Annotated in this window: 19 protein-coding genes and 2 pseudogenes; 17 read left to right on the forward strand and 4 right to left on the reverse strand. The window is 57.7% G+C overall.

Translation table 11 applies throughout. The features are described 5' to 3' along the window. Positions 1–112: 112 nt before the first annotated feature. Positions 113–586: a ferredoxin gene (locus H6G53_RS14965; RefSeq protein ID WP_199309272.1), complete on the reverse strand. Its 474-nt coding sequence runs from the start codon at positions 584–586 to the stop codon at positions 113–115. A gap of 114 nt (positions 587–700) precedes the next feature. Here H6G53_RS14965 and H6G53_RS14970 point away from each other — a divergent pair, with 114 nt between their 5' ends. The 5 genes from H6G53_RS14970 (at position 701) to gmd (ending at position 5,490) form a co-directional block, all read left to right on the forward strand. Next, positions 701–1,636 (forward strand): ABC transporter permease, encoded by a 936-nt coding sequence (locus H6G53_RS14970; protein WP_190534316.1) that lies wholly within the window; start codon positions 701–703, stop codon positions 1,634–1,636. A gap of 81 nt (positions 1,637–1,717) precedes the next feature. Continuing rightward, positions 1,718–2,320, forward strand: coding sequence for a peroxiredoxin (locus H6G53_RS14975; RefSeq protein ID WP_190534319.1), 603 nt, complete (start codon positions 1,718–1,720; stop codon positions 2,318–2,320). A 100-nt stretch (positions 2,321–2,420) separates the two neighbouring features. Beyond that, a complete protein-coding gene (locus H6G53_RS14980) occupies positions 2,421–3,371 on the forward strand; it encodes a hypothetical protein (RefSeq protein ID WP_190534322.1) in 951 nt (316 codons plus the stop codon). 123 nt (positions 3,372–3,494) lie between these two features. Next, positions 3,495–4,199, forward strand: coding sequence for a sugar transferase (locus tag H6G53_RS14985; RefSeq protein ID WP_099531602.1), 705 nt, complete (start codon positions 3,495–3,497; stop codon positions 4,197–4,199). Positions 4,200–4,401: 202 nt separating this feature from the next. Next, positions 4,402–5,490 carry a GDP-mannose 4,6-dehydratase gene (gmd, locus tag H6G53_RS14990; protein WP_099531601.1) on the forward strand — a complete coding sequence of 363 codons (1,089 nt, stop codon included), beginning with the start codon at positions 4,402–4,404 and terminating at the stop codon, positions 5,488–5,490. Positions 5,491–5,633: 143 nt separating this feature from the next. Here gmd and H6G53_RS14995 read toward each other — a convergent pair whose 3' ends face one another. Further along, a complete protein-coding gene (locus H6G53_RS14995; RefSeq protein ID WP_190534325.1) occupies positions 5,634–7,415 on the reverse strand; it encodes an ABC transporter substrate-binding protein in 1,782 nt (593 codons plus the stop codon). Positions 7,416–7,496: 81 nt separating this feature from the next. Then, the gene (locus H6G53_RS15000; protein WP_190355591.1) at positions 7,497–8,573 is read right to left on the reverse strand and encodes a PIN/TRAM domain-containing protein; all 1,077 of its coding nucleotides are present in this window, start codon (positions 8,571–8,573) and stop codon (positions 7,497–7,499) included. On the opposite strand from H6G53_RS15000, the gene H6G53_RS15005 reads away from it, so the two are divergent. The 3 genes from H6G53_RS15005 to H6G53_RS15015 all read left to right on the forward strand — a co-directional run bounded on the left by H6G53_RS15005 (position 8,572) and on the right by H6G53_RS15015 (position 10,471). Further along, the gene (locus H6G53_RS15005) at positions 8,572–8,730 is read left to right on the forward strand and encodes a hypothetical protein (RefSeq protein ID WP_190534328.1); all 159 of its coding nucleotides are present in this window, start codon (positions 8,572–8,574) and stop codon (positions 8,728–8,730) included. The two genes, H6G53_RS15000 and H6G53_RS15005, sit on opposite strands and share 2 nt — an antisense overlap. Positions 8,731–8,998: 268 nt before the next feature. Next, positions 8,999–10,246 carry a radical SAM family heme chaperone HemW gene (hemW, locus tag H6G53_RS15010; RefSeq protein WP_190534331.1) on the forward strand — a complete coding sequence of 416 codons (1,248 nt, stop codon included), beginning with the start codon at positions 8,999–9,001 and terminating at the stop codon, positions 10,244–10,246. 69 nt (positions 10,247–10,315) lie between these two features. Next, the gene (locus H6G53_RS15015) at positions 10,316–10,471 is read left to right on the forward strand and encodes a hypothetical protein (RefSeq protein WP_190534334.1); all 156 of its coding nucleotides are present in this window, start codon (positions 10,316–10,318) and stop codon (positions 10,469–10,471) included. 11 nt (positions 10,472–10,482) lie between these two features. Here H6G53_RS15015 and H6G53_RS15020 read toward each other — a convergent pair whose 3' ends face one another. Beyond that, entirely contained in the window at positions 10,483–11,844 is a 1,362-nt protein-coding gene (locus H6G53_RS15020) for a 1-acyl-sn-glycerol-3-phosphate acyltransferase (RefSeq protein ID WP_099531597.1), read from the reverse strand. Positions 11,845–12,059: 215 nt separating this feature from the next. On the opposite strand from H6G53_RS15020, the pseudogene H6G53_RS19335 reads away from it, so the two are divergent. The 9 genes and pseudogenes from H6G53_RS19335 to H6G53_RS15065 form a co-directional block, all read left to right on the forward strand. After that, a pseudogene (locus tag H6G53_RS19335) lies at positions 12,060–12,707 on the forward strand (PDZ domain-containing protein); the annotation flags it as partial. Positions 12,708–13,196: 489 nt separating this feature from the next. Beyond that, positions 13,197–13,883, forward strand: a pseudogene (locus H6G53_RS19340) (DUF512 domain-containing protein); the annotation flags it as partial. A gap of 346 nt (positions 13,884–14,229) precedes the next feature. Beyond that, the gene (locus H6G53_RS15035) at positions 14,230–16,221 is read left to right on the forward strand and encodes a TolC family protein (protein ID WP_190534337.1); all 1,992 of its coding nucleotides are present in this window, start codon (positions 14,230–14,232) and stop codon (positions 16,219–16,221) included. Positions 16,222–16,628: 407 nt separating this feature from the next. Beyond that, entirely contained in the window at positions 16,629–16,925 is a 297-nt protein-coding gene (locus H6G53_RS15040; protein ID WP_099531595.1) for a 2Fe-2S iron-sulfur cluster-binding protein, read from the forward strand. Between the two features lie 442 nt (positions 16,926–17,367). Then, positions 17,368–19,569 carry a PhoX family phosphatase gene (locus H6G53_RS15045; RefSeq protein ID WP_190534340.1) on the forward strand — a complete coding sequence of 734 codons (2,202 nt, stop codon included), beginning with the start codon at positions 17,368–17,370 and terminating at the stop codon, positions 19,567–19,569. Between the two features lie 293 nt (positions 19,570–19,862). Then, positions 19,863–21,473, forward strand: a complete 1,611-nt coding sequence (locus H6G53_RS15050; RefSeq protein WP_190534344.1) for an iron uptake porin — start codon at positions 19,863–19,865, stop codon at positions 21,471–21,473. 644 nt (positions 21,474–22,117) lie between these two features. Then, positions 22,118–23,488: an ATP-dependent protease ATP-binding subunit ClpX gene (clpX, locus tag H6G53_RS15055; RefSeq protein WP_099531592.1), complete on the forward strand. Its 1,371-nt coding sequence runs from the start codon at positions 22,118–22,120 to the stop codon at positions 23,486–23,488. Positions 23,489–23,630: 142 nt separating this feature from the next. After that, positions 23,631–24,485 carry an alpha/beta fold hydrolase gene (locus H6G53_RS15060; RefSeq protein WP_190534347.1) on the forward strand — a complete coding sequence of 285 codons (855 nt, stop codon included), beginning with the start codon at positions 23,631–23,633 and terminating at the stop codon, positions 24,483–24,485. Between the two features lie 317 nt (positions 24,486–24,802). Further along, a complete protein-coding gene (locus H6G53_RS15065) occupies positions 24,803–25,465 on the forward strand; it encodes a glycoside hydrolase family protein (RefSeq protein ID WP_370567844.1) in 663 nt (220 codons plus the stop codon). Positions 25,466–25,510 lie beyond the last annotated feature (45 nt).

The raw sequence follows: 25,510 nt of genomic DNA on the forward strand, positions 1-25,510 counted from the left end.
GAAGTCCCTTCAGACCGTTGATTAACCTTCACCTCCCTTCTCCTCCGTTTGCTTGGAGAGTTGGGGGGTGAATTTTTTGATCGTGATTTGGAATGGGCCCTTTGACCAACGCTCAGGAGGCGGCCTCGGTTTGACCGTAGCCCGCTTGGCCGTAATAGGTGCTGTAATCCATATGTAAGCGAGGATTCAGCAAATCTGAGACCGGGTGATTTTGCCGCAGATGTTCCTCCACAATCCTGGACACATCCGCTGGCTCGACCCGGGCATACCAAGTTTCATCGGGCACAATTCGCACACTGGGGCCCAAGTGGCACTGGCCATGGCAATCGCTGGCGGTGACAGTGACCCCCGCTGGCAAGGCGGCGCTCTGGAAAGCGGCCAGCACGGCTCCCGATCGATTGCGGTAGCAGTGAACGTTCTGGCAAATCAGGATCGATCGCCCATTTTCCCCTGTACCCAACTCGGCCGCAGGCTGGTTTTGGGACTGGAGTTCAGAATCAGCGGCGTTGTTCATAGCGGTAGCCGGGGTGTGCTTGGGCGTGTTTGGTGTGGAGTTGGGTGTGGATTGGGGCACAGAGTGTGTCACGAGCGGCTTTCGAGGGTGTGGAATGAATGGGGCCAGGAGTCTGGCCAGGAGCCGAGACCGCCATTTCTCTGATTATGATGGTTCAGAGGCGAGTCGGAGGCGAAGGCAACCCCCATGGGCGATCGGACGGCCATCCCTTGGCTGTATCTGTGGCAAGAAACCCGGCAAGGCCTGCGACGGGGCGGCTGGATGAACTGGGCCGCCGTGGGTACGGTGGCGGTGTCCTTGTTTTTGTTTGGCATTAGCTTGCAGGGCACTTGGTATCTCGATCGGGCCCTGGCCAAACTGGGGAGCCAGCTCGAAATTTGCGTGTATTTGCAACCCGGGGCCCAAACCGCCGCCGTTGCCCGATCGATCGCCCAGCTCGAAGGCGTGGTGGCCGTGCAAGTGATTCCGAAAGATCAGGCCTGGCAAGACCTGGTTCGGGATTTGGGCATTTCGGATATTGCCCGCGCCACCCAACAGTTGGAAGGCAACCCCCTCACCGACGAGCTAAAAGCCCAAGCAGCCCAGGCCGAGCTGACTCCCCAACTGGCGGCCACCATTGCCCAATTGCCCGGCGTAGATGCGGCCCGGTATGCGGCGGAAGTGGTGGTGCGGCTGCGGGAACTGGATTGGGGGCTGAAGGTGGTGGCCACGGGTACGATCGTCCTGTTGGTTTCCGCTGCGATCGCCACGATCATCACCGCCATTCGGTTGGTGGTGGCCGCCCGTCGTCAGGAAATTGAAATTGCTCAACTGGTGGGGGCAACCCCTGTGTGGATCTATCTGCCCTTTATTCTCCAAGGGGCCGTTTTTGGATTCCAGGGAGCCTCGATCGCCAGTTTGGCCGTCATGGCCTTGCAACAGGCCCTCGGTTCCTTGCTGAACAGCCGCTTGGGATTGGTGCAACTGCTGGCCCGAGACTTGCCCCTCACGGGTTCTGACTTGCTATTGTTGCTTTCGATTTTGGTAGGGTTTGGCTGTTCCGTGGGCCTCTTGGGCAGCTACGTGGCCGTGCGTCGCACCACCAGCGACTTGGCCATCAGGGGCGCGGAGTTTGAGGTTTAGTCCAAAACTGCGATCGGCCCCAAGCATCAAAACTGTTGATTAACCCCAATCCCGAAACTCAGGTCTAAGGAGGCTTGTTTGATGTTGCTTTCACACCGTTTGCCCCCCTTGGGGTTTTTGGCTTGGGTGCGCCAATGGCTCGATCGCGCGTTGGTGGGTTGTTTGGCTGGGGCGATCGCCCTGGCGCTGTGGTTTGTTGGCCCCAATGCCGCCTGGGCCTTGGGTGGCCCTCAGCCGGCCTTGAATGCCCCGGCTCCCGATTTCACCCTGCCCAGCAACAGCGGCGATGGCATGATTTCGCTGCAAGATTACCGAGGCCAGTGGGTGGTGTTGTATTTCTACCCCAAGGATTTCACCTCTGGCTGCACGATCGAGGCCCAGCGGTTCCAGCGCGACTTGCCCCAATATCAAGCCCGTAACACCCAAATTTTGGGAGTCAGCGCCGATGATGTGGACAGCCACGCGGAATTCTGTGATGCGGAGGGGTTGCGTTTTCCCCTGTTGGCAGACACCGACGGGGCCGTCAGCCGGGCCTATGGTTCCTGGATGAATCCCATGTCCATGCGCCATACCTATCTGATCGACCCGGAAGGGATGCTGCGCGATCGATTCTTGAAGGTGCGGCCGGTGGTTCACAGTGCGGAAGTGCTGGAACGGCTGGATCAGTTGCAGAAAGTCGGCTGATTGACGGCCGGGGCGATCGAAGTAGGGTGGAATTGGCCGAATTCATAGATTGAATTCATCAATTGAATTCATAACCTTGAGCTGAGGAGTTGCGATCGCGGTGGCTGTTCCCTCTTGTTCCCTGTCGATCATGGTGGCGCGTACGGATTTGCCATTCATGATGCACACCATTCCGCACCTGGTTCGGAGTTGCAACTTTCCCTTTGTGGAGCGGGTGCTATTTGTGGATACGGCTCCCCTGTCTGGCGATAAGGTGCAGCGGCCGGGCCTGGGGACGATCGAGCAATTGCGGGCCGCCTGCCAAGAACTGCTCGATCGCGGCATTGTCGATCGGCTCGCAGACATGGACTATGGCCAACGGCCCCAGGTTTACCGCAAGCACTTCGGTTGGCCCCTGCCCCACACCCACAACTGGAAGGGCTACCCCATTTTTGGCAGCCTCTACGCCCTCGAAGCGATCGCGGGTGACTACCTGCTGCACTTCGACAGCGACATGATGCTTTATCAAAAGCCCGGCCATGATTGGATTTCCGAAGGGGTGGAACTGCTCAAGGCTCGGCCCGATGTGATGTCTGTGCGGCCACTGACGGGGCCGCCGGCCGATGCCATGCATCAGGTCAAACCCTTCACCCAAGACCCCGATGGGTTTTATCGCTTCAAATTCTTCAGCAGCCGCGCCTTTTTGATCGATCGCCGCCGGTTTGACCAACTCTTGCCCTGGCCCATTTTGTGGCATCGATCGCCCCGGCCCTGGTTCGATCAGCTCCCCACCGCCCTGCGCACCGCCTTGTATGGAACCACCGGGCGCGGTCGCCTGGATTCCTGGGAATTAATGGTTTCCAAACGGCTGGAACTGGGCCCCTGGTGGCGGGCGGTGCTGCCGTCCACCGATGCTTGGACGGTGCATCCCAACCTCCGATCGCCCGAATTTTTAGCCGCCCTGCCGCAAATTCTGGCCAAAATCGAACAGGGTTGGTATCCCCCCGAACAGGCAGGCCAATATGACTTGCAGATTCAGCCCTGGTTGGCGGCCTTGGCTGCCGAGAATTAGCCGCCGGAATTGGCTCGATCGCCCCGGTAGTCAGTTCTTGAAGCGTATTGTCCGGGCCGGACTTTCGGAACCAAGCCTTATCATTAGGCTCAGGTGTGGTGTGAACAAACTTGAAGGAGTGTCATGCTGGCTAAGAGTCCTTCCGTTGCCAGCCGGGCCGGGCGATCGACCTCCCGTCGAAGCCTCGGGCCTGCCGTTATCAGCAACCTGAATGCGGACTTTGTTAAACGACTGTTTGACATCGTTTTTTCCCTGTTTGTACTGACTGTTTTTTCGCCGCTGTATCTGCTGCTGATTGCCCTTGTGGCCTTCAGTTCGCCCGGCCCCGTTTTTTATACCCAAAGTCGCGTCGGCAAAAACTTTCGCCGTTTTCGGTGCATCAAATTTCGCACCATGGTGGTGAACGCCGATGAAATGCTAGCCGCCATGATTGCCAAAGATCCCGCCCTGCAGGCCGAATATGCCGCCACCTGCAAGCTCAAGCGCGACCCCCGCATCACCTGGATTGGTCGCTTTTTGCGGGTGACCAGCTTGGACGAATTCCCCCAGTTTTTAAATGTATTGCTGGGGGATATGAGTGTGGTGGGGCCGCGGCCGTTGGTTCCCGAAGAATTGCCCATGTATGGTCGTCACATCCATAAGGTGCTGACCGTGAAGCCGGGAATTACTGGACTATGGCAAGTGTCGGGACGCAACGATATTCCCTACGATCGCCGCATTTCGATCGATGTGTACTATGCCAGCGCTCGGAACCTTTGGCTTGATATTTGGATCGTGTTAAAGACCCTCTGGGTGGTGGTGGCCACCAAGGAGAACGGCGCTTACTAGGCCCTAGTGTCCTCGATCCATCAGCAATGACCCGCAACGATCGCCCGCAACGATGCCCTGCGGTTGGTGGCGGCCTTGCTCGATCGTCATGGATAATGGCGACGGTTCGATCGCGCTTGGGTTGCGGTGCTGTTCTCCCTTCAGGTTCGATCGCCCAGCCCAGACGATCCCAACCTCCCTTCAGTCGTAAACCCTGTCCCTAATGACGCAACCCAAGCGCGCCCTAATCACCGGCATTACCGGCCAAGACGGCTCCTATCTGTCGGAACTGCTGCTCCAAAAGGGCTATGAAGTTCACGGCATCATCCGCCGCACCTCCACCTTCAACACCGATCGGATCGATCACCTCTACGAAGATCCCCACAACGAAGGTGTGCGGCTGTTTCTGCACTACGGCGATCTGTGCGATGGCTCCACCCTCCGCCGGATCCTCGACAAAATTCAGCCCCACGAAGTCTATAACCTGGGGGCCCAGTCCCATGTGCGGGTGAGCTTTGACGAGCCGGAATATACCGTGGATGCCGTAGGGCTGGGAACCTTGCGGATTTTGGAGGCCTTGCGCGAAACCCAACAACGCACCGGCCAAGAAATTCGCTATTACCAAGCTGGCTCTTCCGAAATGTTCGGCAAGGTGCTGGAGGTTCCCCAAAAGGAAACAACCCCGTTTTATCCCCGCAGTCCCTACGCCTGCGCCAAGGTCTATGCCCATTGGCAAACGGTGAATTACCGCGAGTCCTACGGGCTATTTGCCTGCAATGGCATTTTGTTTAACCACGAGTCGCCTCGTCGGGGTGAAACCTTCGTGACCCGCAAGATTACGCGGGCCCTGTCGCGAATTTTGGCCGGAACCCAAAAGAAAATCTTTATGGGTAATCTCGATTCCAAGCGCGATTGGGGCTATGCCAAGGACTACGTGCGGGCCATGTGGCTGATGTTGCAGCAGGAACAACCCGATGACTATGTGGTGGCCACCAATGAAACCCACTCGATCCGGGAGTTTTTGGATGTGGCCTTTGGCTATGTGAATTTGGACTGGCAGCAGTTTGTGGAGTTTGACCCGCGCTACTTGCGGCCGGCTGAAGTGGATCTGTTGATTGGGGATGCGGGCCGGGCGAAGGAAAAGCTGGGCTGGGAACCGTCGGTGACCTTTGAGGAATTGGTCAAGATCATGGTGGATGCGGATCTGCGGGCGATCGGGCTGGAGCCGCCCGGAGAAGGGGAGGCCCTGATGCATCGAGAAGCGGCCACCGTGCGCCAGGATTCACCGATTACGGTGGACTTGGGTGGCTGATGCGTGAAAACCAGGGGGCTTTGGCTCAAGCACCCCAATCATCAGTCCAATCATCAGTCGTGGGGGCAAGGGGCTTTAGCTCCTTGTCTGCGTTGATCGCTGGGGCACACAGGGTGGCTAGTTTCGGCTGCTCAGAGACCCGCTCAAGCTTCCCGATCGAGCCGCAACTCGTGAATATTCCAAAATGCGCCGCCGAGGGCATTCACCTTTAGCCCTTGGAGCGTGTTTCGCACGGCCACCAGAGAATAGGGCGTGATCAGGTGGATGAAGGGAAGATATTGCTGGGTTAACTGCTGGGTGCGGGCGTAAAGGGCGCGGCGCTTGGTTTCATCTAGCTCCTGGGAGGCTTGGGCATAGAGGCGATCGATCTCCAATTCCCAGGGGGCAAATTCCTGGCCCACCAGTTGCTTGCCGGGATCCGGCGTTTGGTTAAAGGCATGGAGTCGGCCCGTGACCCGCCACACATTGGAACCGCCGTGGGGTTCAACACCGCCGGTAAATCCCAGCAAATGGCATTCCCAATCCAAACTATCGGAGAGTTTGGAAACCAAGCTGCCAAAGGCGATCGGCTGAAGATCAACCTTCATTCCCAGTTTGGCCAGGTCTTGGGCGATTTGTGCGCCCATGGCTTCGCGAATTTTGTTGCCCGCGTTGGTGATCAGGGTGAAGCGCACTCGGTTGCCGGCCGCGTCGAATAATTCACCGTTGCGATTTTGGAAGCCGGCCTCGGTCAGCAGTTGGCGCGATCGCTCCGGGTTGAAACCATAGGTCAGCAGCCCCTGTTCCGGCGAGAGGTAATAGGGGCTTTGGCTGGCGATCGGGGAATGTTGCAGTTGCCCCAGCCCCCGAAAGATGCTGTCAATCATGGTTTGGCGATCGATCCCGTGGGCCACCGCCTGCCGAAATTGCAAATCATTAAACCAAGCAGACTTGACCGGATCAACGAGAGGTTTGCCGTCCCGTTGGCCTTTGTTCAAGTTGAAGCAGATAAACGAAGTGGTTAAGGTGGGGCCAGCGTTGTAAATCGTGAAGTTGCCGCGTTTTTCCTCCCGCTTCAGCAGGGAAAAATAGTCGGCGGTGACGCTGATCGAGTCCAAACCGCCCGATCGAAACTGCAAGAGGGAGGTGTCTTGGGATTCCACAATTTGCCAAACCCACTCTTCGATGTAGGGCTGGGGCGCATTGTTTGGCCCCTTGCGCCAATAGTGGGGATTGCGCTCAAACACCAGCCGTTGACTGGTGACATATTCCTTGAGCCGGTAGGGGCCATTGCCAACAATTTGGCTGGGCGGAGTGTCCACGCCCCAAGTGGTCAAAAATTGCGGCCGGCCGTCGGTTCCCTTGGTTTTGAGGGTGGGGCGCAGGCGATGGGCGGGCAAAATGCCCACGCCCAAACTTCGCAAAAAGGGAGCAAAGGGTTCCGGAACGCTGAATTCCACCTGGAGCGGGCCCAGCATTTTCACTTGGGGTAGCGCGTTGCTTTGGCCCACCCGCAACACGTCTCGAATACCCGTGGGAATTGCTTCATTGAAGAAGACTTCATTGAAGGTGAAGGACACATCATCGGCCGTGAGGGGCGCACCGTCCGACCAACGCAACCCCGATCGCAGGGTGACAACGATCCGCTGACCGTTGTTGCTCATTTCCCAGCCTGCGGCCAGGGCCGGTTCCACCTTGCCGGTTTCTGGATCTTCTTCCACCAGGCCTTCGTAGGTGATGCCGAAGATGTTGGGCGATTCTTCGTTAATGGCGTAGTTGAAGGTTTTGGGTTCGCTGAGGATGCTGGTGACCAGTTGCGATCGCCCGCCACCGCCCGTGCTGCCCGATCGCCCACAACCCCCGATCGCCGCGATCGACAGTCCCCCCAAGGCCCACAGCAACCGCCGCCGAGTTAGCCCCACCGTCCAATCCGTTAACGTTGCCATGTTCCTTGTTGCTTTGTTCTGGATCCGAACCGCTGCCTAACCTTGATGCAATGGCCTAGATGCAATGGTCTATGAAATGGCCTATGAAACGGCGGCTTCGGGTTTGGCAAAAATCATCCGCCCGGCGGAAGTTTGCAGGGCACTGGTGACCACCACCCGCAATTCACCGCCCAAATAGGAGTTGCCATCTTCAACCACCACCATCGTCCCATCGCTGAGATAGCCCACCCCTTGGGCCGGTTCCTTGCCTTCCCGGACAATTTTTAGCTCAATGCTGTCGCCGGGCAGGTAGGCGGGGCGCAGGGCATCGGCCAGGTCATTGACATTCAAGACCGGGACGTTTTGCACCGTGGCCACCTTATTCAGGTTGTAGTCCGTGGTCAGCAGTGCGCCGTTGATTTCTTGGGCCAGTCGCACCAGTTTGGCATCAACGGTGGTGATGTCTTCGTAGTCGGCGGAGTGGATCGTGAGTCGATCGGGATAGGCCTCACGCATTTGCTGCAAAATATCCAGCCCCCGCCGCCCGCGCGATCGCTTCTGGTCGCTGGCGGAATCGGCAATGCGCTGCAATTCCTGCAACACAAACTGGGGCACAATCAAGCGCCCTTCAATGAATTTGGTTTCCAGCAGGGCCGTCAGCCGGCCGTCAATGATGCAACTGGTGTCCACCACCTTGGCGGCGGCCGGAGCCAGGGTTCCTTCACTGACCAGGATGGATTCAACGCTGTTGGGGTTAATTAACCGCAGGAACGATCGCCCGTGGGTGTCGGCCAGCGATACGCCCGTGACCGCAAACAGCACACTGCCCAACACCGCCACGAGGGGTTTGATGAAGGCCAGCTCCCAAGGAAACGGCAGCAGATATAAAGGAGCCAACATCAAGTTGGCCATCAACAGCCCCAACACCACCCCACCCGATCGGGTCAGCAGCCGATCGGGGGGCATTTGGCGCACCTGGTTTTCAATGCGTCGGTAGGTGGTTTGGCAAGCCAGTCCCAGCACCAAGCCAATCAGGGCCCCAAAACCACCCGTGGCAAAGCTGAGACCTTCGCGGTTGGTGACTTGGGCCAGGGTTTGGGCGGGCAAAAAGTCAATGCCGAAAAAGCCAATGCCCGCACCGGCGATCAGAAATGAAAGGATAATTACGGTGTCAATCATGGTCATCGATCGAGTGGACGATCGCCCGAGTCATCGCGACCATTGCTCAGAGCATTGCTTGCAGGCGGTGGATGCAGGAACGATCGCGGTGGCTAATTGCAGGCTCTTCGGTGGGTGGGGGCTGAGTCGAATTGGGATTGGTCGCGGTGGTTGCTAGTCCTTGATCGGCCGCCCATGGGCGGCGATTCAGAACGATTGCGCCCAATTCTTGACAGAATTTGATGAGTATTATAGCCCCGTGACTTGGTGGCTTTGGCTGAAACCCAGGGCGGTTAACCGATCGAGCCAGCAAATCAAGCCAGCAAATCGGGCCAGCAAATCAAACGAGCTAAGGCACGCGATCGCGCCAGCCGATTTCCACAAGCCGATCAAGCTAACTGGCAACAGCGACCCAAAACACCGACCCGGAACGCCGACAGAATCCCATGAGTCATCCCGTCGCCCTGGCCCTGTCCCCGCCCCGGGCCGCCTATTTGCACATTCCCTTTTGTCGGCGGCGTTGCTTTTATTGCGATTTCCCCATTTCCGTGGTGGGGGAGTTCAAAACCTTCCGCGATCGCCCCGACCAACCACCGGAACCCGCCACAGGTCGCAACAGCCCCCAAATCATTGAATACTTGGCAGCCTTGGAGCGGGAAATCACCCTTGGGGCCGATCGCGCCGCCGCAGACCAACCACCCTTGGAAACTGTCTTTTTTGGGGGCGGCACGCCGTCCCTGCTGGCCCCCGAACAGGTCGATCGGCTCTTGCAACTGCTCGATCGCCGCTTTGGGTTGGCTCCCCAAGTGGAAATTTCCATGGAACTCGATCCGGGCACGTTCGATCGCGCCTGGTTGGCGGGCTTTTTGGCGGCCGGGGTCAACCGCATTAGCCTGGGGGTGCAAGCCTTTCAATCGGAATTGTTAGCCGCCTGCGGCCGATCGCATGGAGTCCAAGATATTGAACAGGCCGTGGCCCTTTTGCAGTCAGCGGGGGTCAAAAATTGGAGCCTAGATCTGATCTCGGGATTACCCAATCAGTCGATCGACCAGTGGCAAGCGTCCCTCGATCGGGCTGTGGCCTGTGGCCCGGCGCACCTGTCAGTTTATGACCTGATCATTGAGCCGCAAACCGTGTTCGATCGACGCTACCAACCGGGCGATCGGCCCCTACCCTCCGATGAACAAACGGCTCAAATGTATCGGATGGCTTCCCAAACCCTCCAGGCAGCGGGTTTTCAGCACTACGAAGTTTCCAACTATGCCCAGTCGGGCTTTCAGTGTCGCCACAACCGCACCTACTGGGAAAATCGCCCCTACTACGGTTTTGGGATGGGAGCCACCAGCTACGTGGCCGGGCAGCGCTTTGGCCGGCCACGCACCCGAGCTGCTTACTACGATTGGCTGAACAACGGCGCAATTGAACCACCCGCTTCACCCCAACCTGCGCCCGATCGATTGGCAGAAACGCTGATGTTGGGGTTGCGGTTGGCGGAGGGTTTGGCCTTGGAACCCCTGCGCCGAGAATTTGGCACGGTTTGGGTCGATCGGGTGTTGCAATGCCTCGATCGATTTGTGGCGGAGGGTTGGGTGGTGCGATCGGGCGATCGGCTTGCTCTTGCAGAACCGGATGGTCTGCTATTTTCTAACAGCATTCTGGCGGAAATTTTCAGCACCTTGGAACAAGAACCATAGAGCTATCTAATGATCTTGATACTGCTTACTATGATCGGTGCGATCATTCTTTTGGTTGAACTGAATCCAATGCCAATTTTCTTCAGCCCCGAGGAATATCTCAACCTAGAAGCCAATAGCCCCATGCGCCATGAATATCGATCGGGCTTGGTATACGCCATGGCCGGTATTTCCGAACGCTTCCTGGCTCGTCGGACAGCGGCGAACCAGGAAAAGTCCGGTTGAAGGTGACCCGGCTAGGCGATTAGGTTTTTGAGGGATTGGTGAATTTCCTGGGTGACGGATTGCAGGGTGGCGCGGCGATTGGCTTTGTAGTCCGCTGCGCGATCGCTCACCCAAATCGGGTCAGCAACCCGTAACCAAACCGCTTGTTTGCCCAGTTGCGGGGGCTTGCTGGTGTCGTCTCCCTGAATCCAGGTGGTGACGCGCCACAAAATCAGTAGGGTTTCCGCAAACCGTTCGGCGGTGGGTTTTTCGCGCACATAGCGGCCCGTGACGGCGGTGAACCGTTCCACTAGGCGCATGTGTTGCATTCGGATGGTGGCTTCGGCGGCCACCCAGTTGGCCAAACCGCGCTCCACTGGGCAGCGCGATCGCCCATCATCGCAGTAGATCCGATCCCAGCCGGCCTGTTCCAACCGCCGGCAACGCTCTTCAACCGTGCCAGTGTTGGTTACGCCAAAATAGGCTTCTCCCACCCGTAATGCCGTATCCAAGAGATTTTTCAGCCGTTGGCCCATGCGTTCGTTGGGGTCGGGCAAGTCCACGATCGGGAGGGTTTGTTGATAGAAGGTTTGATAAAACTGTTCCACCAAGTCCAAAAGCCGATCGCCCAACAGGTATAACCGCAAGTAGCGACCTTCTTCGGGGCTGGTGGGGGCGGTGGTTTTCAGGGGATTCGTGAGGCCAAGGCTGGTTTCGATCGTGTCGATGAGCCGATCGATCTCGGCCCAAGGGGGCGAAAGGTAGGTGTATTGAATCCCGATCGGGACAATGGCCACCCGTTCCGATCGCCCGGCCGATCGCAAATCCTCCACCGTCCAAAAGGCCATTTGGGCCACGCCCGGCTCCAGGGGGCTAACCACTTCGCTGTGGCTGTTGGTTGCGCCTTCCGGGGCCGCCGCCAGCGGAAACCGCCCGTTCAGCAACAGATCGCGAGCCGTTTTTAGCCCGGGGCGATCGAGCTTGCCCCGCTGCATTGATGTGCCGCCCAAGTGGGAAAACATCCAGGCCACCGCATCCCCCGCCCAAAGGGGAATGCCCCGATCGTAGATAAAGTGCGTGTGCGGCCAATCCGGCAGCCGAATGCCCCGATCGCGCGCTGCCTGGGGCACTGCCTCCCACAGCAAGTGGGACATCACGAACGGGTCATTGGTGCTGGGATGCCGAAAAGCCAAAATAAAGCGGAGTTTGCCCGCCTGGAAGTCGCGAAACAGTTCCGCCAACGTTTCAGCATTTTCCGTATGGAGTTTTGCGATGCCCTGTTGGCGAATCAACCAAGGAAAGATCCAACGCGCCAACCGATGCACCCAAGGGGTGTAGTTGGGTGGAATGAATTCCAGAGTGGGCTGAATGCCGGAAGCGGATGCGGCGGGCATAGGGTTAATCAACAGTTGGTAGAGTGGTTACGAGCAATCAACGGCCACCAAAGCCGCCTTGGCCTTGCCCAGTGGGGTTCAAGGCTTGGGAATCAACAGCATAGGCCCGATCGCCCCAGCACAATCGCCATTGGGTGTCTGTATTTTGGCCGGTTGTGCCCAAGGAAAACACGATTGGTGACCGCCTGGCCAGTTGTCTATTCAGGAGCGTGGGGATGAGCGAAGCAGCGGTGCGACCGGCCAAAATTACGCGAGTGTTGCCTGGATCAATTGCCCAGGAGGTGGGGTTTGAAGTGGGCGATCGGTTGGTGGCCATCAATGGCCAAAAACCCCGAGATTTGATTGATTACAACTTCCTCTGTGCCGATGAGGTGTTGGAGTTGGAAGTGTTGGATCAGCACGATCGCACCCACCTGGTTGAAATTGAAAAGGACTATGACGACGAGTTGGGCTTGGAATTTGAGGCGGCCCTGTTTGATGGACTGATTCAGTGCAATAACCGCTGTCCCTTTTGTTTTATTGATCAGCAGCCACCCGGTAAACGCGCATCGCTTTATTACAAAGATGATGATTATCGGTTGAGTTTTCTCTATGGCTCCTATCTCACCCTCACCAATTTGACGCAGCGGGAATGGGATCGCATCGAGCGGCTGCGGTTGTCGCCTTTGTTTGTTTCGGTGCATTCCACGGAGCCAGAGGTGCGATCGCGCCTGCTGAAAAATCCTCGGGCGGGCGAGATCATGAACCAGTTAGCTTGGTTTCGCGATCGGCGCTTGCAAATCCATGCTCAAGTGGTGCTCTGTCCTGGCATTAATGATGGGGTGCATTTGGAGCGAACCATTCATGATTTGGCCGGCTTTTATGGATCGCCTGCGGGCCAAGCCGGGCCCAGTCGGCGGGCTATGCCGGCCCTGGCTGACCAAGCCGCGATCGGGGGTGGCTGGGCCATTTCCGAAAATGTGACGTTGTTGGCGGGGCGATCGCCTGGGGCCGATTTGGGGGCGATCGAATCTGAGCGCGATCGGGTGGCGGTGATCGATCGCCTCGACGGTTCAGAAGCGGCAGAGTCGGATCTGTCTGACCCAAATGTTGTTAATCCGAATGTTGTCGATCCAGATGTTTTCGATCCAAATGTGTTCGATCCGCGATCGCAGCCCATGGGCTTGACGGATTGGGATTCAGAGGAAGATCAGGCCGATGGGGATGATCAGTGGGATGGGGCCGATGGGTTCGATCGGGCCGCTTGGGATGATCAAGACCCCAACGAGCTAGACGATGATCTAGATGGCGACCAAGACGAAGTGGAACCCCATCGCCCAACGGTCACCTCCGTGGCGATCGTGCCAGCGGGGCTAACGCAATTCCGCCCGGCCGATGATGAGCTACAGCCCGTTACCCCCGCCAAAGCCTGCGAAGTTATTGCCCAGGTGCGATCGCTCCAACAAACCTTTCGCCAAACCCTCGGTTCCACCTTTGTTTGGTTAGCCGATGAGTGGTTTCTGATTGCGGGTCAGGATTTGCCGGAAATGGTCGAGTACGAAGATTTTCCGCAAATCGACAACGGCGTGGGTTCCATTCGGCTGTTTGTGGATCAGTTTGAGCGGGCCCTGGCGGCGAACCCGGTGCGTGCAACTCCGTTTCCCCGTCGCCTCACCTGGGTGGTGGGGAACACGGTGGAGCGGCCCTTCAGTGGTTTGGTGCGCCAGCTCAATCAAATTTCGGGGCTAACGGTGCAGTTGGCGGCCCTAAATTCAGATTATTGGGGCCAAACCATGACCGTTACCGGCTTGCTGACGGGCCAGGATTTGGTGCAAAAGTTGGCGTGCCAAGATTTGGGGGATGCGTTGCTGCTGCCGTCGTTGATGTTACGCCATGGTGAACAGCGCTTTTTGGACGATATGACGGTGCAGGAGGTGAGCGATCGGCTGCAAGTCCCGATCGTGATTGTCACCAGTGCTGAAGCGGTGATTGAACAAGCGGTGGCCGCCGCTTGGCCCCAAGCGATCGCCCCCCAAGCGCCCAGTGATTTGCTGGCGTAGGAGTTTGGGGACTCGGGGGAGCGAGCCGGCCGATTCTGTAGGCCAGCCGCTAGACTAACCAGTATGCTTTTTGAGGCACAACCTCGATTCGATCCTGGGTCGATTCTCAGTTTGATCTCAGTTCGATCGAGTATCCACTGCGCAAGGCCATCCAACCGACGCTGGCAACCCCCACAGGGAGTAATCAATCCCTGAACTTTCGGGCCCCGAACTTTCGGGAGTTGGCAGCGTCTGCTGGTGACGATGCGAGCAATAGGCGAGTAATTGAGTAATTTACGAACTTTGCACCAGTGGCAGCCGTCAAAACAGCCGGTTTTAGGCGTGAGGAGCGAAGCAAGTTTTGGTTATGAAGATTGCCCATCGAGCGATCGCCACGGGTTTAGGGGTTACCGTCGCGTTGTGTTGTCTGTGGGCGGATGCCGCCCGCGCCGAGTCGGTGGAAGCGGATGCGGCCGCCACCTTGGCTGAAGCTGATCATGTCATAGCCGACAAGTCCCCTACTTCGCCACCGGATTCAGCCGCCGCGACTGGTTCGGAATCTGCTGAATCCGCTGAATCGCCTCATTTGCCTGTTAATTCGCTGAATTTGCCTAAGCCAGCTAAACCGGCCAAACCGGCTGTGGGTGTGGTGGCCACCGCAGTTCCGATCGCTGCCGAGCGTCATCAGGAGCCGATCGCCCAAGAATCAGCCAGCCAAGAGCAAGCCAGCCAAGAGCAAGCCGGTCAAGAGCAAGCGCTTGCAGCAGCCTCCCCCAGGGCCGACGCTTTCGAGTCGATCGGGGGAGACTCAGCTCCCGTGGCCCAGGCGAATGATAGTTCCAGTAATCCCGATCCGTTCGGAAATGTGCCCTCAGCGCCTGGTTCCTTGGGCGATCGGCCTGAAGGCAACACAGAAGCGGATGAGCTGGTGATCCAACGGCTGGAATCTGACCCAAACCCGCTGCAATTTCCCACCCTGCCGGAAGAAGTGCGGATCTTGCTGACCCAGCCGATTACCCTTGAGCAGGCCCTAGAAATTGGCCGTCGCAATAACCGAGACCTGCGCCAGGCCTACCTCAGCATCGAAAGCAGCCGGGCCCAACTGCGCCAGGCGATCGCCGCCAACTATCCCCAATTGCGGTTTTCCTCTTCCCTCTCGGATTCGCTCACGGCCGGCAGTCGTTTGAACCTGTTGTTGCAAAACCGGACCGCTCGCCGTCTCGGCAATTTTGGGGGCCAGGTGGACATTGACACCCAAGATCAGTTCACCTGGAGCAGCGCTCTGGAACTGAGCTACAACATCTACACTTCGGGACTGCGGCCCGCGAACATTGCCGCCGCCCAAGCCCAGTTGCGAGCCACTGAGTTGTCCCTCGAAGCCACCTTTGAGGATTTGCGGCGCGACATCACCGATAGCTACTACCGGCTACAGCAGGAAAACGAGCAGCTCAAAATTGACCAATCGGCGGTCAAGTTTCGGGAGCAAAGCGTGAAGGATGCCCAAGCTTTGGAAAAGGCTGGGTTGGGAACGCGGTTTGAGGTGCTGCAAGCGGAAGTGGAATTGGCCAACGATCGCCAGTTGGTGGTGCAAACGCGCGATCGACAAACCCAGCGCCGCCGAGAACTGGCCCGGCTGTTGAGCTTGCCGGAGGCGATCGACATCCAAACCGCTGACCCGATCGCCAAGGCGGGTGAATGGACGCTGCCCCTCGAAGACAGCATCGTGTTGGCCTATCGCAACCGGGCAGAAATTGAACAGCAACTGGCCCAGCGAGAACTGAACAGCGCCCAACGGCGGGCCCGGTTGTCTCAGTTGGGGCCCCAGCTCAGTGCCTTTGCTCGCTATGAGTTGCTGGATGTGATTCAGCCCGATGACGACTTCAGCTTGGTCAGCGGCTATTCCACGGGCTTGCAGTTGCAATGGACGCTGTTTGATGGCGGAGCGGCGCGGGCCCAGGCGCGTCAGGAGTCGGTGGCGATCGAGCAGGCCGAAAACGGTGTGGGTCGGGCGCGCGATCGAATTCGGTTTGAAGTGGAAGTGGCCTACTCCAACCTGCAAGCCAACGCCGAAAACATTCAAACTTCCCTCAAGGCGATCGAGTCAGCCCAAGAGGAAGTGCGCTTGGCGCGGCTCCGGTTCCAGGCCGGCGTGGGCACACAGACCGATCGACTCAACGCAGAAACCCGCCTTACCCGGGCGCGGGGTAACGTGCTGATTGCGATTATTGGCTACAACCGCGCGTTGGCCGCCCTCAACCGTGCCGTCAGCAACCTGCCGCCGGGTACGATTCAACCGGTTCCGGAACCGATTCAACTGCCTGAACTGGTCGATGCACCGACGGGCCCTGCTACTCCGTAGGGGGCTTGGTTGGCCGGGATCGATCGAACTGGAATGGCCTGCTTTGAGCGGTCTTGCGTTTTGGGGGGCGATCGGGCCGAGGTCGGTTTTTTCGACTCTCTGCCACGATTGCTCCTGAGGCACTCGCATTAAACTGGGGTAGCTCAACAAACTGCAACATCTTGCAATGATCTTGCAATCTTTCACCGATTGCCTTTGCTTTCATTGCGTTTGTTGCATCTGTTGCTGCATCTGTTGTGTCCCTTGCTTGCAGCACTGCACCTGTGTTTGGGCGAAGCAGTGGCATTGGTCGTGGTTTTTGCCCCTTCTTGATCGCCCTGCCCACCACACGAGTTCCCAGTTTTCAGCAAAGACCCACAATTCCCCCTGAGCTACGCCCCGTCAGCGAGTCCCTTTCCCAACACCCTATGGGCACTATTCACTTCGTTAACGAAAACAAGGACGTAATCGCCGCCACCGGTTCCAACCTGCGAATCAAGGCGATCGAGAACGGCATTGATATCTATAAGCTGTACGGCAAAATGATGAACTGCGGTGGCTATGGCCAATGTGCCACCTGCGTTGTCGAAATTGTGGAAGGGATAGAAAATTTGTCCGATCGGACGGATTTTGAAAATCGCACCCTTCGCAAGAAGCCCGACAATTACCGTTTGGCTTGCCAGGTGTTGGTGAATGGCCCCGTGAGCGTGCGTACTAAGCCCTAGTATTGATGCCAGTGCTTTTGTAATTTCTAGGCCGAACAGAACTCTAGAACTCGACAATTACCGAAGGTAACAGCGCTTTGTTGTGTTGTTCCTTCGGTTTTTGCGTTGGGAATGGTTGATTGTTCCAACGCAACGGCCCATCTGCCCTGAAACAGTGGCACTGGCAACGGATTCTGTTGTGCAATTGCAATTGAGTAGATTAATCAGGCATGTAGATTGTTTCGGGGGCTAATGATAGGGGGTTGAATTGTCATCCTCCTCGCCGTAAGCGGACAAGCATTCCCGAGTCTCCCGATTTGGGTTTTCTGCTTCATAGCACGCGCCTTCCGAGACTTGCTTTTCGGGTCTTACGGTCGCTCCACAGACTGACACCGCTAGCCCAGCGGCCAACTACATTCTAACAAGTCCTAAAGGGCGGGGTTTCAGACTCCGTTTTCAAACGATGAAGCGGCGGAATTTTCTGGGGTTGTTGGGCCTGGGTGCTGGTTCTGCGGTGGCCCTGGACTGGCAAAAAGTTTGGGCAAATCCGGGAACTGCAAGTGCATTGCGCCAGGCGATCACTGCGAAGTTTCAGCCCATTCCCTTTGCAATTCCTTTGGATTTTGAAGGAGCCTCGATCGCGGAGCAAATTGCCAGCCACCGCACGTTTACGGTGCAGGATAATTTGGTGCTGCCTGAGGGATTTACCTATGACCTGTTGGCGGTTTGGGGCGATCGCCTTGGAAACGGCCATGTGGGCTACAACAACGACTACCTGGGATTCGTGGCCACCGATCGCGATCGGGGAGATTTGGTGGTCAATTTTGAATATGTTTGCGCCAAGCCTTGGTTAGAGGCCTACGAAACGGTGATGGGGCGATCGCTCCCGATCGAGCCGGTGACCCGTGCCCTAGCCCAGGCCGGTGGTCAAGGCCTGGATTGGGGGCGACTGGCCCCCGCAGATCCCCTCCGCGAGGCCCTGCGGCAAATTGCCACCGCCGCTCTGGAAGACTTAGGGATCGGTGTCATCAGTATTCAGCGCGATCGCACCGGGCGCTGGCGGCGGCAACCGTCCCGCCGAGAACGGCGAGTGACAGGCCTTTCGGGACTAACTGACGGGCACTACCTGCAAGCCACGGGCCCCGCCACGGCCATTTTCCGAAAGGCCACCATGCGGGGCTACAACGACCAACTGGGCGATCGAATCATTGGCACCTTTGCCAACTGTGCGGGTGGCACTTCTCCTTGGGGAACGGTTTTCAGCGCCGAAGAAAACTTTCAAGACGTGGTGGTGGAGCCAGTTCACGCGGATGGCAGCTCCTTTGCCCCTGAAACACTCCGATTCAAGATGGACACCGACGACTTCATGGGCTGTGGCAGCCTGTTGGGTCTGGCGGGCAATAAATATGGCTGGATGGTGGAAATTGACCCCAAAAACCCTCAGGACTACGGAACCAAACACACCTGGCTGGGACGGTTTCGCCACGAAGCGGTAGCCCTGCGAGTTGTCCCCGATCGCCCCTTAGCAATCTATTCCGGGTGCGATCGACGGGGTGGCCACATCTACAAATTCGTGAGCCAGGGCCGGGTGCGCAACCCCCAAGACAAACGCAACTCCCAACTGCTTCAGGAAGGAATGCTTTACGCGGCCCAGTTTGATCCCGACGGGACAGGGCGTTGGATCCCCTTAGCTCCGGATACGCCAGTGGATCCGGTTTTGCCCAGCCATTGCGTCGGGGGAATGGTCACCTTGCCCCAGCGGCCGGCGGGTGGCATTACCTGGGTGCGAGATGATGCGGTGGCCCTGGCCTTCAAGGCGAAATTTGCCACCCTCGGAGACCTATATGAAGGCACACCCGCAGAACGCCAAGGCGCAATTTTAATTGATGCCCACTTTGCAGCCAATGCAGCCGGAGCCACTTGCACGGCTCGGCCGGAGGATACGGAATTGGCGGCCGATGGCTCGGTGCTAATTGCCTTCACCTCCGGTTCCACCAACAGCCTGGACGGTGGCCCCGATCGCCGCGTCTTTGTGGGGCCCCAAGGGGAAGGAGCCTATGAGTATGGTTGGGTTGCTCGCCTGGTGGAAACTGATCAGGATCCGGCGGCCCTCACCTTCCGCTGGCAGTTGATCGCCACAGGTGGGGAACCGGCGGCCGGAGGTTTGGGGTTTGCCAATCCCGATAATTTGGCCTTTGACCCGGGGGGCGATCTCTGGATGGTGACGGACATGAGCGGCGATAAACAAAATCGTCCGGTTCCTGCCAATCGCCGCGACTCCCAAGGCCAGCCCCTGAGCCAATCGAATCTCAGGGCTATCTATGGCAACAATTCCCTTTGGTGGTTGCCAACGCGCGGGCCAGCGGCCGGTTTGGCAATTCCCTTTGCCTATGGGCCCATGGAAACGGAACTAACGGGGCCTTGCTTTTTGCCCGATCGCGCCACCCTACTGATTTCGGTGCAACACCCTGGCGAATTTGGCGGTACTCGTCGCCAGGATGCCACTCAAGTGGTGGAACTGGCGGTGATGGCCACCGATGGTACGCCTTTTATGCAGCGGCGCACTGTTCCGATCGGCTCCAATTGGCCGGAGGGTCATCGCAACCGACCGCCCAGACCGGGAATTGTGGCCATTCGCCGCGAAGATTTACAGCCCTTTTGCTAGTTGCACCCAATTTTGGGGGGTAGCTCTCCGGTTCGCCTGGATCCAAAAGATGCCAAAAATTTGAGATGCCATCAAATTTGACTGGACTTGATCGAATTCGATCGAACTTGATCGAATCCTCCTGACCTTCCCGATTACCGATGAAATCAGGGGTTTCAGACCCTCCTTAACCGTAATTTTCGACAATCTTTTCCAAGACTCGGTTCCGCCTCTTGTCGGTTCGATCTATAATCGCCACAGGAAGTGTACTGACTCAGTAACACTTTCACTGGTATCGGTGTGAGGAAACGCGAATGAAACTGTTCTGGAATGCACTGCGCCTGAGCCCGGCTGCTGCTGGCCTCTCGCTGTTGCTCGCTCAAGGCGCTTTTGCCGGTGAAGCAACGACCCAAACCAATATTGACGCTAGCCCTTCGGCGATCGAGCTTGGCCTGCAAGACGATCTCGCCAGCATGGACCAAGTGACCTCCGTGTCGCAATTGTCCGACGTGCAACCCACTGACTGGGCTTTCCAAGCGCTGCAATCGCTGGTTGAGCGCTATGGTTGCATCGCCGGTTATCCGGACGGCACCTTCAAGGGCAACCGCCCCTTGAGCCGCTACGAGTTTGCCGCCGGTTTGAACGCTTGCCTCGATCGGATCAACGACCTGATCAAGGCTGCTACCGATCCCCTGGCCACCAAGGAAGATCTGCGCAAGCTGCAAAAGCTGCAAGAAGAATTCGCGGCTGAATTGGCTGCCCTGCGCGGTCGCGTGGATGCTCTCGAAGCCCGCACCTCCGAGCTGGAAGCCAACCAATTCTCCACCACCACCAAGCTGACCGGTGAAGTGGTGATGGCCGTGGCTGCTGGCCTGTCGGATATTGTTGGTGATGACGACAACGACGAAGCAGACAACGCCACCTTCTCGCACCGCGTGCGCTTGAACTTCAACACCAGCTTCACTGGTAAGGACTTGCTGCGCACCCGTCTGCAAGTGGGTAACGTGCCTCGTTACTACAGCAGCGAGACCAACATGGCTCGTTTGGCTTGGGAATCGAACACCAGCAACAACTTCATCCTGGATGAGTTGTACTACCGCTTCCCCCTGAACAGCGCCAACACCTGGCGCGCCTTCGTGGGTACGACCGGTCTGGACATCGACGATATCCACTACACCGCCAACCCCCTGTTGGAATCCTCGGCTGATGGCGCTCTGTCGCGCTTCGGTCGCTACAACCCCTTGTTCCGTCAGCCCCAAGGCGCTGGTATCGGTGTGAACTACAAGGGCGAACGTTTCCGCTTTGCCGCCAGCTACCTGGCCAGCGAAGCCAACGATCCCCAAACCGGTGCTGGTTTGTTCGACGGTAGCTACAGCGCTGCTGCGAGCTTGTACTACTCCCCCAGCAAGACTTGGGATATCGGTCTGCTGTATGCCTACGCTTACCACAGCACCGATGCTCGCACCCGTCCGAGCTTGACCGGTGGTACCGGCAGCTTCCTGGGCGACAACCCCTTCCGCGACCCCACCACCGCTCACAACGTGGGCGTGCAAACCACCGCGAAGCTGAGCAAGAACTTCGTGCTGAGCGGCTGGGCCGGCTGGACGTTTGCTAACGCTGAAGACAACGGCGATGGCAACGCTGACCTGTTCAACTGGGCTTTGACCTTCGCGTTCCCCGACCTGTTCAAGGAAGGCAGCGTGGGCGCTCTGATTGTGGGTCAACAGCCTAACCTGTACAACGCCGACAACACTGTTGGTGGCGAAGATGATGACAATTCCTGGCACATCGAAGCTCTGTACAAGTTTGCGGTTAACGACAACATCTCGATCACCCCTGGCGTGATTGTGGTGACCGATCCCAACAACAACAACGACAACGACACTGCTGTGTTGGGCGTGTTGCGGACTGTCTTCAAGTTCTAAGTTGCAACCCCACTGCCGCGTTGAAATGACGGTGTAGTGGCCAATTAAGCTGGGCGGCGATCTCCGATTGACTAGCCCAGCTTATTTAAGGGCAACTTTAGAAACAGTGCTTGGCTGAACCCGTTTGTGGGAGCCGGCACAATCCAAATGAAGCCATTTTCAAAAGAGTAAGTGTTACCCATGCACTTGCTCTTTTGTTTTGGTTGCTTTTCTGGGTGGGGGCGCTTGTGTGGCGCTTCCATTGACGATCGGGATTATGGGGGTGGGGGCGATCGGGATCCTGAAAACTTCAGGGCAGCGCGATCGTTCGGCGTGCCTTTGCCAGGTTTTCAACGGCTTGCGGAGTGCTTGAGGCATAATGGAAAAAGGTATCCTCTGGTTAGATGTTTGCTCTCGCATTGTGACCATTAGGGTGACCACGCGCCCAAAGCCAGCGTTTGGCCAGCGGAAATGTTCGTGCGATCGCCCCTGAGGCGGAACTCAGGTTCTGTCAAGGGTTCCACCGGTTCACGGGTGGAGCCAGGGACTTTGCAAATCTGCCATCAGCCAGATCTTGATTCACTACCAGCGCAGCACCCCTTTGCCATGAGCCAATGCCATGGGCAAATGCGGTAACGAGTGCGCGACTTCGAGGGGCAACCTGTATGTCGAAATTTGACTCCCATCTCAAGTGTTCGTTTTGTGGCAAGTCCCAAGAGCAAGTCCGCAAGCTTATTGCTGGGCCGGGAGTCTATATCTGCGATGAGTGCGTAGATCTGTGCAATGAGATTTTGGACGAAGAACTCTTCAACGGTGGCACGGCAACCCAAGCGCCGCCTCGTCCTGAACCGGCTGAGCGGACGCGCACCCGCACTCCCCGCACTACACCCCATCGGGTACTGAAGCCCCGGGAAATCAAGAAATACCTCGATGACCATGTTATTGGCCAAGACGAAGCCAAAAAAGTCTTGTCAGTGGCGGTTTATAACCACTACAAACGGTTAGCCTGCTTGCAGGAAGCCGAAAATGGTCAGGGATCCGCAACAAGCCCCAGTAATCCTAGTGCGCCCGCTTTGGATGATGGGGTGGAACTCCAAAAGTCCAATATTTTGCTGATGGGCCCCACGGGGTGTGGCAAGACGCTGCTGGCTCAGACCTTAGCCAAAATTTTGGATGTGCCCTTTGCAGTGGCTGATGCCACAACCCTGACGGAGGCGGGCTACGTTGGGGAAGATGTGGAAAATATTCTGCTGCGTCTGTTGCAGGTGGCGGATTTTGACGTGGAGGAAGCCCAGCGCGGCATCATCTACATTGACGAAATTGATAAGGTGGCCCGCAAGAGCGAAAACCCCTCCATTACGCGCGACGTATCTGGGGAGGGGGTGCAACAGGCCCTGCTGAAAATGTTGGAAGGAACAGTGGCGAATGTGCCGCCTCAGGGGGGCCGTAAGCATCCTTACCAGGACTGCATCCAAATCGACACCAGCAATATTTTGTTCATTTGCGGTGGGGCGTTTGTTGGGTTGGAGAAGGTGGTGGAGCAGCGCACGGGCAAGAAGTCGATGGGCTTTGTGCGAGCGGGCGAAACCCAATCTCGGGAGCAACGCACGGCGGATACCTTGCGCCACCTGGAACCGGAAGACCTGGTGAAGTTCGGGATGATTCCGGAGTTTATTGGGCGGGTGCCAGTGCTGGCGGTGGTGGAGCCGTTGGATGAGGAGGCGCTGATTGCGATCCTGACGCAGCCGCGTAATGCGCTGGTGAAGCAATATCAAAAGTTGCTGCGGATGGATAATGTGCAATTGACGTTTGAGCCAGATGCGGTGCGGGCGATCGCCCAAGAGGCCTATCGACGGCGAACGGGGGCGAGGGCCCTGCGCAGCATTGTGGAAGAGCTGATGCTGGATGTGATGTATGAAGTGCCGTCGCGGAAGGATTTGACCCGCTGTCTGATTACGCGGCATATGGTGGAGCATCGATCGACTGCGGAGTTGTTGTTGCACCCGTCGTCGCTGCCGAAGCCGGAGTCTGCCTAGCCTTTCGGAAATTGGACTAGCTCAGCTCATTGGGCTAATGGCTCGATCGAGCCTGATGTTTGGGGCTTTGCACCCGATCTCGAAGTTTGATCTTGTGATCCACTAACCGTTTTGCATTAACCTTCTTTGCTGCTCTGCAACCATGGCCTATGTGGAGGTGCGCGGAACAGCGCATTATTACGAGTGGATTCGACAGGGGGGCGCAACGACCCCAACCGGTCGGCCCATTATGGTGTTTTTGCATGGCTGGGGCGGCTCCGGGCGCTATTGGCGATCGACTGCGGCGGCCCTGAGAGATCGCTTCGATGCGCTGATTTATGACCTGCGGGGATTTGGTCGATCGCGCTTGCCCCAAGACCACCCCCCGGCCGATTCTCCTGACTACTGGTTGGAAGCCTATGGGGAAGATTTGATCGCGCTGCTCGATCGCCTGGGCATCACGGAGCCGGTGTATCTCAATGCCCACTCAATGGGGGCTTCGGTGGCCGTGCTGCTGATGCGGCAATCGCCCGATCGAATTCGGCAAGCCATCCTGACCTGTAGCGGCATTTTTGAATATGACGCGGCGGCCTTTGCGGCCTTTTACCGGTTTGGGGGCTATGTGGTGCAATTTCGCCCCCCTTGGCTGTCTCGCTTACCCCTAGCGCCACAACTGTTCATGGCGCGGTTTTTGCACCGCTCCATTCCGATCTCGGAGCAGCGTGCTTTCCTGGAGGACTTTACTCAGGCCGATCGTGCGGCGGCCCTGGGCACGATCTTCACCTCCGTTAGCCTGCGAGCCGTGGAAGAGATGCCCGCTGCTTTTGCGGCCTTGCCTGTGCCGACCCTGTTGGTGGCGGGACAGTTTGATCAAATTATTCCGCCGCGTTTGGGACAGCAGGCCGCTGCACTCAACCCTCGCATTACCTACCGCGAGCTGACAGCCACGGGGCATTTTCCAATGCTGGAGGATCCGGAAACTTACCTAGCCACAGTGCGCCAATTCCTGCATGGATGAAGCTGAGGTGGACAAGGGTGTTGTGGGGTGATTCCCCTCAGCCTGCTGGAAGATCGGGCTTTAGAATGTGCCTGAGGGGAGCGGTGGACTCAGGTATCGATCAAAACCAGACCGTTCGTCGATTCAGGCTCAGTTTCCCGATCGCCCAATTTTGCCCCCTTGCCTCCGGTGCTCTATCCGGCTTCTGGCCCATGCTTGACCATGCCAACAGTTCGCCTACCGAGTTGCCACCCAAGTTGCCCGCACCCGCACCAGCAGAGGGATCGACGACCTTTTGGGGATCTTTGGTCAACGGGGCGATCGCGGCGGGCAGTGCCATTACCCTGTTGTGGTTGGGCTTGAACCTGTCGGAGTTGTCGCCATCGGGGGCAAATTATTTGGGCCCAGCCTTGAAGCTGAGCGAAGGCGTGGCCATTCCGCCTCTAGCCATGCAAGGCGGAGACCCTTACCTGCGGGCCTTGATGCGGACAATTTCCGTGAGCGAGGCGAATGGTCGCGATCCTTACGCGATGCTTTACGGCGGCCGACGGGTTCGGAACCTGAGCCAGCATCCCCAGGAATGCGTGACGATTTTGCTGGGGCCCAATATGGGCAATTGCTCCACGGCGGCGGGTCGCTATCAAATGCTCGATCGCACCTGGTTTGAAAAGGCGAAGGCCTATCACCCCGATCGCCACAGTTGGGGCGTTTTGGGCCGCTACAGTTTCGAGCCGGTTTATCAAGACTGGGTAGTCTATCGCTGGCTGAATGATCGGGCTGCTTGGGGAATTGATTTGCGTCAGGCCTTGCGCCAGGGCCAGCTCGATCGAGTGTTGCGCCGTTTGTCCGGGACTTGGACTAGTTTGGGCTACGGCATTGAAACCAACCGCATGACCCGTTTGCTGCCCAGTGCCTATCGTCAAATTTTGCGGGAAGAGTTGAAACGAACTCAGGGGCCCGCCCAACGCCCAGCCCAGTCCAGCCCTGCACCAACGCCCTAGCCAGATATGGCGTTCGATCGCGCCTCGCCACTGGGCCAGGGTTGT

The organism is Limnothrix sp. FACHB-406 (genome assembly GCF_014698235.1).
Lineage (GTDB): Bacteria > Cyanobacteriota > Cyanobacteriia > CACIAM-69d > CACIAM-69d > CACIAM-69d.

Bases quoted from the DNA above. Each gene is read 5' to 3' on its own strand.
- H6G53_RS14970 (WP_190534316.1), top strand. From the start codon at position 701: ATGGGCGATCGGACGGCCATCCCTTGGCTGTATCTGTGGCAAGAAACC.
- H6G53_RS14975 (WP_190534319.1), top strand. From the start codon at position 1,718: ATGTTGCTTTCACACCGTTTGCCCCCCTTGGGGTTTTTGGCTTGGGTG.
- H6G53_RS14985 (WP_099531602.1), top strand. From the start codon at position 3,495: ATGCTGGCTAAGAGTCCTTCCGTTGCCAGCCGGGCCGGGCGATCGACC.
- gmd (WP_099531601.1), top strand. From the start codon at position 4,402: ATGACGCAACCCAAGCGCGCCCTAATCACCGGCATTACCGGCCAAGAC.
- H6G53_RS14995 (WP_190534325.1), bottom strand. From the start codon at position 7,415: ATGGCAACGTTAACGGATTGGACGGTGGGGCTAACTCGGCGGCGGTTG.
- H6G53_RS15005 (WP_190534328.1), top strand. From the start codon at position 8,572: ATGGTCATCGATCGAGTGGACGATCGCCCGAGTCATCGCGACCATTGC.
- H6G53_RS15000 (WP_190355591.1), bottom strand. From the start codon at position 8,573: ATGATTGACACCGTAATTATCCTTTCATTTCTGATCGCCGGTGCGGGC.
- hemW (WP_190534331.1), top strand. From the start codon at position 8,999: ATGAGTCATCCCGTCGCCCTGGCCCTGTCCCCGCCCCGGGCCGCCTAT.
- H6G53_RS15015 (WP_190534334.1), top strand. From the start codon at position 10,316: ATGCCAATTTTCTTCAGCCCCGAGGAATATCTCAACCTAGAAGCCAAT.
- H6G53_RS15020 (WP_099531597.1), bottom strand. From the start codon at position 11,844: ATGCCCGCCGCATCCGCTTCCGGCATTCAGCCCACTCTGGAATTCATT.
- H6G53_RS15035 (WP_190534337.1), top strand. From the start codon at position 14,230: ATGAAGATTGCCCATCGAGCGATCGCCACGGGTTTAGGGGTTACCGTC.
- H6G53_RS15040 (WP_099531595.1), top strand. From the start codon at position 16,629: ATGGGCACTATTCACTTCGTTAACGAAAACAAGGACGTAATCGCCGCC.
- H6G53_RS15045 (WP_190534340.1), top strand. From the start codon at position 17,368: ATGAAGCGGCGGAATTTTCTGGGGTTGTTGGGCCTGGGTGCTGGTTCT.
- H6G53_RS15050 (WP_190534344.1), top strand. From the start codon at position 19,863: ATGAAACTGTTCTGGAATGCACTGCGCCTGAGCCCGGCTGCTGCTGGC.
- clpX (WP_099531592.1), top strand. From the start codon at position 22,118: ATGTCGAAATTTGACTCCCATCTCAAGTGTTCGTTTTGTGGCAAGTCC.
- H6G53_RS15060 (WP_190534347.1), top strand. From the start codon at position 23,631: ATGGCCTATGTGGAGGTGCGCGGAACAGCGCATTATTACGAGTGGATT.